The organism is Bacillus mycoides (assembly GCF_001757995.1).
GTDB classification, from domain to species: domain Bacteria; phylum Bacillota; class Bacilli; order Bacillales; family Bacillaceae_G; genus Bacillus_A; species Bacillus_A mycoides_B.
Map to the genome: position 1 here is coordinate 119924 of NZ_LXLV01000064.1, position 8661 is coordinate 128584.

Here is an 8661-nt window from a genome sequence, read left to right on the forward strand (position 1 = left end):
GAGGATTGGTATGAATTATGTCGAAAGTATAGTTTAGCCAACATTCATTTTTATATTTAATGACAAAAATGTAAGATAACTCTTCTGAATATTGGCACTTTTTATTAGGGGGAGTTTCAATGAAAAAAACTACATCTACACTATTAAGTATGGCGCTCGTCTTTTCGAGTTTTGGAGCATTAAGCGCCCATGCTGAATCACTGCAAAAAGAGAAGCAATTTAGTCCACAGTTAAAAGCGAATATTGAACAATGGGGAGAAAATAAAATCGCGCAAAATGTTGAAACAAAAACATCAAAAGAAATTTCAGTCATTGTAGAATTGCAACATGCTCCACTCACTTCACAAAGTAACATTCAGCATGCTCCAGATCTAAAAAATAGCAATGTGCAATCATACCATGCGCAACTAAAAAAGGCACAAGAGGATACAACAAAAAAAATTAAAGATAAAGCACCGAAGGCAACGATAAAAGAAACGTATAGTACATTATTTTCCGGGTTTTCTATTTCTATCCCAGGAGATCAAATTGCTGCTTTAGCTTCTTTACCTGAAGTAAAAGCAATTTATCCGAACTTAACATATAAGTTACATGAAACATCAAAAAGCCCAGCGGATCAAGAAACACCATATGTTGGCGGCCCTACAGTTGGTGCACCTGAAGCTTGGAATTTAAAAGATCCAACTGGCAAACCTCTTGATGGAAAAGGAATGAAAGTCGCTATTATCGATTCAGGTGTCGACTATACTCATCCTGATTTACAAGCAAATTATATCGGTGGCTATGATACAGTCGATGAAGATAATGATCCGATGGATGGAAACGTCCACGGTACCCATGTTGCTGGAATTATTGCTGGTAACGGAAAAATAAAGGGGATTGCTCCGAATGCTTCTATACTCGCTTACCGTGTCATGAATGATGGTGGTACTGGTACGACCGATGATATTATTCAAGGTATTGAGCGCGCGATTCAAGATGGTGCCGATGTTTTAAATCTATCTCTTGGTCAAGATTTGAATGTACCTGATCAACCTGTAACAATGACGCTAGAACGCGCAGCAAAGCTTGGTGTTACTGCGGTCGTCTCAAATGGAAATGATGGACCAAAACCTTGGTCTGTTGACGCTCCTGGTAACGCAAGTAGTGTCATCTCTGTTGGAGCATCTACAGTTTCTATCCCATTTCCAACATTCCAAGTAGCTGGTTCCAATAAACCTTACCAAGGATTACCGTTATCAAAATCAGATTTCCAAGTAGGAAACGATGCTCAGCTTGTATATGTCGGCTACGGTAATCCAAGTGATTATGCTAAACAAGATGTAAAAGGTAAGTTCGCCCTTGTCTTACAAGGAACTTCAAGCACGTTAGTAAAAGCAGAACAAGCGAAACAAGCTGGCGCTCTCGGCGTGCTACTAATTTCTAACGAAAAAGAAATTAATATTATGCCAGAATATTTTGGACGTGAAGATGTAGCTCTTCCAGTTATGCAACTATCCAATACGAATGGTGAAGAGTTGAAAAATTTAATTACAAAACGAAAGAAAAATATAAAAATTGGACAACCAAACCAAACAGAGCTTATTGGTAACTTTAGTTCAAGGGGACCATCACAAGGAAGTTGGCTTATAAAGCCGGATGTTGTTGCACCTGGCGTACAAATTACAAGTACAGTGCCAAGAGGTGGCTATGAATCTCACAATGGGACAAGTATGGCTGCGCCGCAAGTAACGGGAGCTGTTGCCCTGCTGCGTCAAATGCATCCTGATTGGACGACAGAACAATTAAAAGCAGCTCTTGCCAACACTGCAAAAACATTAAAGGATGTCAATGAAAATACATATCCTGTCATGGCACAAGGATCTGGTTTAATTAACATTCCAAAAGCAGCAAAAGCAGATGCATTAGTGAAACCAAACAATGTAAGTTTCGGTCTTATTAAACCTAATAGCGGTAAAGTAAAGTTAACACAAAATATTACGTTACAAAATCTTTCTAACAAAAAGAAAAACTTTTCAACTCGCATTGAATTACTAGATACAAAAACAAAAGTCCAGACTTCTTTCCCTTCTTCTATTAGTATGAAACCTAATAGTAACATCGAAAAGCCTTTTACTATTACTGTAGATAGCTCCTTACCACAAGGTGTATATACGGGAAATCTATACGTAAAAGAGCAAGGGAAGACTGAAGAAATGCGTATTCCATTTACATTTAGCATTGATCCGAAAGAATACAAACGTATTGATGGCCTTGAAATCGTTAATTCTACTTTCAGTCCAAATAATGACCGAATACTAGATGACAACCTTATCAATTACTATTTAGTTACACCAGTTGAAGATGTAACGTTTCATGCTAATTTGATTACGAAAGACCGAGTAACATATCAAGGAATCGTTTATCAAGGAAAAAATGAAACACCAGGTTATAAATCTTTCAAATGGAATGGCACGAAAACTGATGGATCCCCTCTACCTGATGGCTTATACCAAATTGAAGCTGTCGCTTCTAATTCTGGAGGAGAAACAAAACAAACGGGAGCTGTGTTCGTCGACCGCACTGCACCGAAATTATCACCTGAAGTAGATCAAGAAAACCTTGTAATTAGAGGGAAAGTAGATGATATACTTTTAGATTGGATGACAGAATCCGGATGGGTTGCTCCAGGACATCCAGTAACGATACAGTATGAAATTAATGGAAATGGCGTATGGGAAAATGCCTTCTTGAACCATTGGGAGAAAAACTTTGAAATTTATTTCGATCGCAATCAATTACAACAAGGGAAAAATACAATCCACATTGTAGCAACTGATGCAGCCGGAAATACTTCTAATTTAAACGTCGATTTAGAAGTGAAATAATAAAATTATTGTTGACAAACTTTTAATTATAGTTTTATAATACAAAACATAGTTTAGTTGAACGAATTATATATCGGCTTTGAAGGAATACTAGTAGCGACTTATATCCCTGTCTCAGAGAACTGATGGTTGGTGCGAATCAGTACATATACAAGCGTGAATTACAATTCTGGAGCTTCTTTCCCGTAGTGCACATGATGCATGAAGAGAAGGACGGATCTTTCCGTTATCTTAAAGTGAGTGGTAAACAATTTTTCTGTTTACAAATAGGGTGGTACCGCGATTTTTATCGTCCCTATCGGATTTTCCGATAGGGGCTTTTTTGCGTCCTTCCCTTTTTATACAACTTCATATATACGCGTTGAAAGAATCGCAGTAGTATATTATATCCCTGTTACAGAGAGCTAGTGGTCGCTGGAAATTAGCACATATATAAGTACGAATTACAATTCTGGAGCTTCTTTTTCGTAGTGCTTGTACGCATGAAGGAAAAGACGGAGTTTTTCCGTTATCATTATTGAGATGTAAGTGTATTTTCACTTACAAATAGGGTGGTACCGCGATTCTTTCGCCCCTATCGGATTTTCCGATAGGGGCTTTTTCTATTTCTCACACAAACAGTTATTAAATAATTCCGAATCTTATGATAAAATTTTATAAGCGCTTACAATTTTGAAAGGAGGTGGTGCAATCTATACGAACCGATATTCATTTTTATAGAAAAAAGGAGGATGTCTAAATGACAAAGAAAACAGAAATTCCATCACATTTAAAACCATTCGTATCCACACAGCATTATGATCAATACACACCGGTGAATCACGCTGTTTGGCGTTACATTATGAGACAAAACCATAACTTCTTAAAAGATGTTGCTCATCCAGCCTATGTTAACGGACTACAATCATCTGGTATTAATATAGATGCAATTCCAAAAGTAGAAGAAATGAATGACTGCTTAGCACCAAGCGGCTGGGGAGCTGTAACGATTGACGGACTTATTCCCGGCGTAGCATTCTTCGATTTTCAGGGGCACGGATTACTACCAATCGCAACAGATATTCGTAAAGTAGAAAATATCGAGTATACACCAGCTCCTGATATCGTTCATGAAGCAGCAGGACACGCACCGATTTTACTTGATTCTACATATGCAAAATATGTGAAGCGCTTTGGACAAATTGGAGCGAAAGCTTTCTCAACAAAAGAAGAACATGAGGCTTTTGAAGCTGTTCGTACATTAACGATTGTAAAAGAAAGCCCAACTTCTACACCTGAAGAAGTTGCAGTTGCTGAAAATACTGTAATCGCAAAACAAAACTTAGTTTCTGGTTTATCAGAAGCAGAACAAATTTCACGTCTTTTCTGGTGGACAGTGGAATACGGATTGATTGGAAATATAGACGATCCAAAAATCTACGGTGCTGGTCTCCTTTCTTCTGTTGGTGAAAGCAAGCATTGCTTAACAGATGCTGTAGAAAAAGTTCCATTCTCAATTGAAGCTTGCACAGGGACAACTTATGACGTGACAAAAATGCAGCCACAGCTATTTGTTTGTGAATCATTTGAAGAGTTGACTGAGGCACTTGAGAAGTTCTCTGAAACGATGGCATTCAAAACAGGTGGCACAGAAGGATTAGAAAAAGCAATTCGCTCCGAAAATCATGCTACAACTGAACTAAGTAGCGGATTACAAATTACGGGTACATTTACAGAGACAATTAAAAATGATACTGGTGAAGTTATTTACACACGAACAAGCTCACCAACTGCATTAGCAATTCATAATAAACAACTAGTAAATCATTCTACATCTGTGCACAGCGATGGATTTGGGACACCAATCGGATTACTAGATAGAGATATTGCATTAGAAAATTGTACAGAAGAACAATTACAATCATTAGGCATTACAATTGGAAATAGTGCAGAGTTTACTTTTGCAAGTGGCATTCATGTAAAAGGAACAGTAACAGACATTGTAAAGAATGATAAAAAAATTGCTCTAATCTCCTTTATAAATTGTACAGTTACTCATAAAGACCGCTTATTATTTGATCCTTCATGGGGAGCATTTGATATGGCTGTCGGCTCACAAATCACTTCTGTATTCCCAGGAGCGGCAGATGCGGCTGCATTTTTCCCGATGAATGAAGAAGTACAAGAAACGCCTGCTCCACTTACACTGACTGACCTTGAACGAATGTATCAAACAGTTCGCGACATTCGTAATGAAGGTACATTACAAGACGCTCATGTCGATCAACTAATAGCCATTCAAGAAGTGTTAAATACATTCTATCCGAAAGAATGGTTACTTCGTCTTGAAATTTTAGAATTACTTTTACAACATAACAAAGGACACGAAACATCAACAGTTTTATTAAAGCAACTTTCTACTTTCACAACTGACGAAGCTGTAACACGCCTTATCACTAACGGGCTTGCATTACTTCCAATAAAGGATGTGAAAAATGATGCTACGATTAACTAATGAAGAAGTACAAGAGGAATTAGCAAAGCTGGATAAATGGATAGTGAAAGATGAAAAATGGATTGAAAGAAAATATATGTTTTCCGACTACTTAAAAGGAGTCGAATTTGTCTCTGAAGCCGCCAAACTATCAGAAGAACATAATCACCACCCATTTATCCTTATCCAGTATAAAGCAGTCATTATTACTTTGTCATCATGGAATGCAAAAGGTTTAACGAAACTAGATTTTGACCTTGCAAAGCAATTTGATGAACTATTTTTACAAAATGAAAAAGCTATTATAAGAAAGTAAAAAAAGAGAAGCCTTTAATTAGGCTTCTCCTTTTACTTTAAAATGTATACAATGTCCAAACGGATCCTTGGCCTGTAATATTCCATCTTTATACGTAGCAACTACGCCAATATATTTTAAGCTTTCACACACTTGCTCTTTTTGTTTTTCATCTGCTAGTACAATTGTGAAATATTTTAAGCCAACGGAATTTGGCATTTGTGATGGTATACCTTCACCTTGCCATGTATTTAAACCGATATGGTGATGATAACCGCCTGCTGATACGAACAATGCTCCATTACGAGCTGGGATTGTTACATCAAAACCAAGACCATCAACATAGAAACGTTTCGCTTCATCTAAGTCAGCTACATGTAAATGAATATGCCCCATCACAGTACCAGCCGGGAATCCATTCCATGTACTTCCTTGCTGCAATAATTCTTCACCTGCTAATGGGTTACTAACAAATGGTAGCTCTCCATTCTCATCACGCCAAACTTCTTTTTGGCGATCATGATAAATTTCAATCCCGTTTCCATCCGGATCAGCTAAATAAAGAGCTTCACTAAAGTAATGGTCAGACCCACCGTGCAGTGGATATACTATTTCTACAAGATGACGAAGAACGTTTGCTAAGTCCTGTCTATTAGGTAATAAAATTGCATAATGATATAAACCTGTTCTACCTCGTTGTTTCGGAAAAGCTTCTTTCTTTTCTTCGATTATTAGGAGTGGTTCGTCATTTTCATTCCCAAATGTAACGACAGTTCCATCTTCTTTTAGCACTTTCATTCGCAGTACTTCCGTATAAAACTCTAGCGATTTCTTTACATTTGATACATATAAATGAACAGTTCCAAGTGTTGTTTCGGGATGAAGTTGAAAGCCCATTTTGTTATACCCCCATTTAAATTAATTCTTCTTTAACATTTTCTCTTTTAAGAAATTATCTACAAAACCGTCAGCTTTCGCAACAAATAAGTAAGCACCCATTGCTAATAATGCAAGTTCTAACTCAAATCCAGGATTTTTCCCGTCCCCTAACAAACCAGCTGACCATTTTACCTTTACAATCGCCCCAACCATAACAAGTGCGAATAATAAACCAATATATCTTACACCTAAACCTAGAATTAACAATAGACCTCCAACTAATTCAACTGTTGCTACACCGTATGCAAGTCCTCCTGGTAAACCAATACTTGTAAACCACCCTGCAATATTGTCAATTCCCGATTGGAATTTTGTTAAACCGTGCATAAAGAACGTTACCCCTAACACGATACGAATAATTAAGTTACCAATATGTTGATTCATTTCTTTCTCCCCTTTATAGTTTTCTTATAAAAAACTTTTATTTACATTACAAAACATACACTAATTTTTTTTATTCGTCAATTCATTTTCATTAGGAATAAATATATTTTTTTTGCTATGATACAAATAGTTGTTTACAAAAAGGAGCTTGATTTTATGAATATTGGTTCTGCAATACGTGAAATTCGTCAACGTAGAGGAATTACGATTGCCCAAATTTGTGAAGGGACAGGTCTTTCTAAAGGTTTTATGAGTCAGGTTGAAAACAATAAAACATCACCATCTATCTCAACTTTAGAAATGATCGCTAATTTTTTAAATGTTCCCCTTCCATATTTATTGTTAGAACAAAAAGATCGTTTGAAAATTGTAAAAAAAGAAGAACGTAAATACAGTGTGTATGGAAAAGATGAACAAAGAATTGAACATGTTGCGGAGCAAGGTGGTCTCCGCCTATCTCTAGTAGAAATTTCTGCCGGATTCCCGAAAGAAAACTCACCAAATGCTCATGAAGGTGAAGAGTGTCATCTTGTATTACGCGGAAAACTAGAAGTTCAACATGGAGAAGATATTGCGATTGTAGAAGAAGGTGATTCTTTCTCTTGGAATGCATGCGTTCCTCATATTGTTCGCAATATAGGTGAAGAATCTGCGTTATTACTTATCTCTAGTCATGCGGAAAATCGAAAACGTGTTTACTAAATAATAAAAAGAAGCCTGTTTCCTATTAAATTTAGATAATAATTTATAGGATAGTTAGTCCATTATGAGGGCTGATTATCCTTTTTTATTTACATAATGAATGAAATAAATAAAGATCGAATATTTAGTTGGTTCTGGTGCAAAAACTTAAGGAGAATTGCAATGAATCTATAAATCTTGGACATACTGTTACTATTACTTTAGAAAGAGTGCGTGATTGGTATGGAAAAGGAAAATGTATTCAAATGGAAGCATTATCAGCCTGATATTATTTTGTTAACGGTAAGATGGTACCTACGGTACAACCTCAGTTTTCATGATTTGGTGGAAATGCTAGAAGAACGGGGTTTATCCATTTCTCATACAACGATTATGCGTTGGGTTCATCAGTATGGTCCTGAATTGGACAAACGAATCCGTCGTCACCTCAAACAAACAAATGACTCTTGGAGAGTCGATGAAACATATATCAAAGTAAAAGGTCAATGGATGTATTTGTATCGTGCTGTTGATTCGAAAGGAAACACAATTGATTTTTTCCTAAACAAAACAAGAGACCAAAAGGCTGTAAAGCGCTTTTTCAAGAAAGCTTTGCGGTCTTTTCATGTTTCAAAGCCGCGTGTTATAACTGTCGATAAGAACCCAGCTTATCCTATAGCGATTGAACAGTTAAAAAAAGAAAAAAGCATACCTGATGGTATGCAACTTAGACAACAAAAGTACTTGAATAACATAGTAGAACAAGATCATCGCTTTATAAAGAAGCCAATCCGTTCTATGCTAGGACTCAAATGTTTTGACACAACTACATCCATTCTTTCTGGGGTAGCAGCCATGCATATGATTAAAAAAGAACAGCTTGATTTACGGGACCTGATATTATCCCCTTAAGGTAGACAGTGTAAAAAGACCATGAATACACATGGATGTTACACTTTTACTTGGAGGGGATTTTATTATGGTTAAAAAAGGGGATAAATTTCAAACTTATTCAGATAAAT

General features: G+C 36.6%; 7 protein-coding genes and 2 other annotated features. Of the genes, 5 read left to right on the top strand and 2 right to left on the bottom strand.

The annotated features are described in order from the left end of the window. The first annotated feature begins 119 nt into the window (after window positions 1-119). From BWGOE10_RS21820 to BWGOE10_RS21830, 3 genes are all read left to right on the top strand, one after another. Entirely contained in the window at window positions 120-2867 is a 2748-nt protein-coding gene (locus tag BWGOE10_RS21820; protein WP_070144927.1) for a S8 family peptidase, read from the top strand. A gap of 70 nt (window positions 2868-2937) precedes the next feature. Continuing rightward, window positions 2938-3167: a binding site (T-box leader), on the top strand. A 52-nt stretch (window positions 3168-3219) separates the two neighbouring features. Then, window positions 3220-3446 (top strand) — a binding site (T-box leader). Window positions 3447-3606: 160 nt separating this feature from the next. Then, a complete protein-coding gene (locus BWGOE10_RS21825; protein ID WP_070144928.1) occupies window positions 3607-5361 on the top strand; it encodes an aromatic amino acid hydroxylase in 1755 nt (584 codons plus the stop codon). Then, window positions 5342-5656, top strand: a complete 315-nt coding sequence (locus BWGOE10_RS21830; protein ID WP_070144929.1) for a 4a-hydroxytetrahydrobiopterin dehydratase — start codon at window positions 5342-5344, stop codon at window positions 5654-5656. Before BWGOE10_RS21825 ends, BWGOE10_RS21830 begins: the two co-directional genes overlap by 20 nt. An 18-nt stretch (window positions 5657-5674) precedes the next feature. Here BWGOE10_RS21830 and BWGOE10_RS21835 read toward each other — a convergent pair whose 3' ends face one another. Continuing rightward, window positions 5675-6532 (bottom strand): VOC family protein, encoded by an 858-nt coding sequence (locus BWGOE10_RS21835; RefSeq protein WP_070144930.1) that lies wholly within the window; start codon window positions 6530-6532, stop codon window positions 5675-5677. A 21-nt stretch (window positions 6533-6553) separates the two neighbouring features. Next, window positions 6554-6958 carry a DoxX family protein gene (locus BWGOE10_RS21840; RefSeq protein WP_070144931.1) on the bottom strand — a complete coding sequence of 135 codons (405 nt, stop codon included), beginning with the start codon at window positions 6956-6958 and terminating at the stop codon, window positions 6554-6556. Between the two features lie 156 nt (window positions 6959-7114). Here BWGOE10_RS21840 and BWGOE10_RS21845 point away from each other — a divergent pair, with 156 nt between their 5' ends. Both BWGOE10_RS21845 and BWGOE10_RS21850 read left to right on the top strand, forming a co-directional pair. Next, window positions 7115-7660, top strand: coding sequence for a helix-turn-helix domain-containing protein (locus BWGOE10_RS21845; RefSeq protein WP_002015249.1), 546 nt, complete (start codon window positions 7115-7117; stop codon window positions 7658-7660). A 222-nt stretch (window positions 7661-7882) separates the two neighbouring features. After that, window positions 7883-8551 (top strand): IS6 family transposase, encoded by a 669-nt coding sequence (locus BWGOE10_RS21850; protein WP_070144932.1) that lies wholly within the window; start codon window positions 7883-7885, stop codon window positions 8549-8551. The last annotated feature ends 110 nt before the right edge of the window (window positions 8552-8661 follow it).

Coding starts and splice junctions, on each gene's coding strand:
- BWGOE10_RS21845 (WP_002015249.1), top strand. CDS start 7,115: ATGAATATTGGTTCTGCAATACGTGAAATTCGTCAACGTAGAGGAATT.
- BWGOE10_RS21830 (WP_070144929.1), top strand. CDS start 5,342: ATGATGCTACGATTAACTAATGAAGAAGTACAAGAGGAATTAGCAAAG.
- BWGOE10_RS21820 (WP_070144927.1), top strand. CDS start 120: ATGAAAAAAACTACATCTACACTATTAAGTATGGCGCTCGTCTTTTCG.
- BWGOE10_RS21840 (WP_070144931.1), bottom strand. CDS start 6,958: ATGAATCAACATATTGGTAACTTAATTATTCGTATCGTGTTAGGGGTA.
- BWGOE10_RS21825 (WP_070144928.1), top strand. CDS start 3,607: ATGACAAAGAAAACAGAAATTCCATCACATTTAAAACCATTCGTATCC.
- BWGOE10_RS21850 (WP_070144932.1), top strand. CDS start 7,883: ATGGAAAAGGAAAATGTATTCAAATGGAAGCATTATCAGCCTGATATT.
- BWGOE10_RS21835 (WP_070144930.1), bottom strand. CDS start 6,532: ATGGGCTTTCAACTTCATCCCGAAACAACACTTGGAACTGTTCATTTA.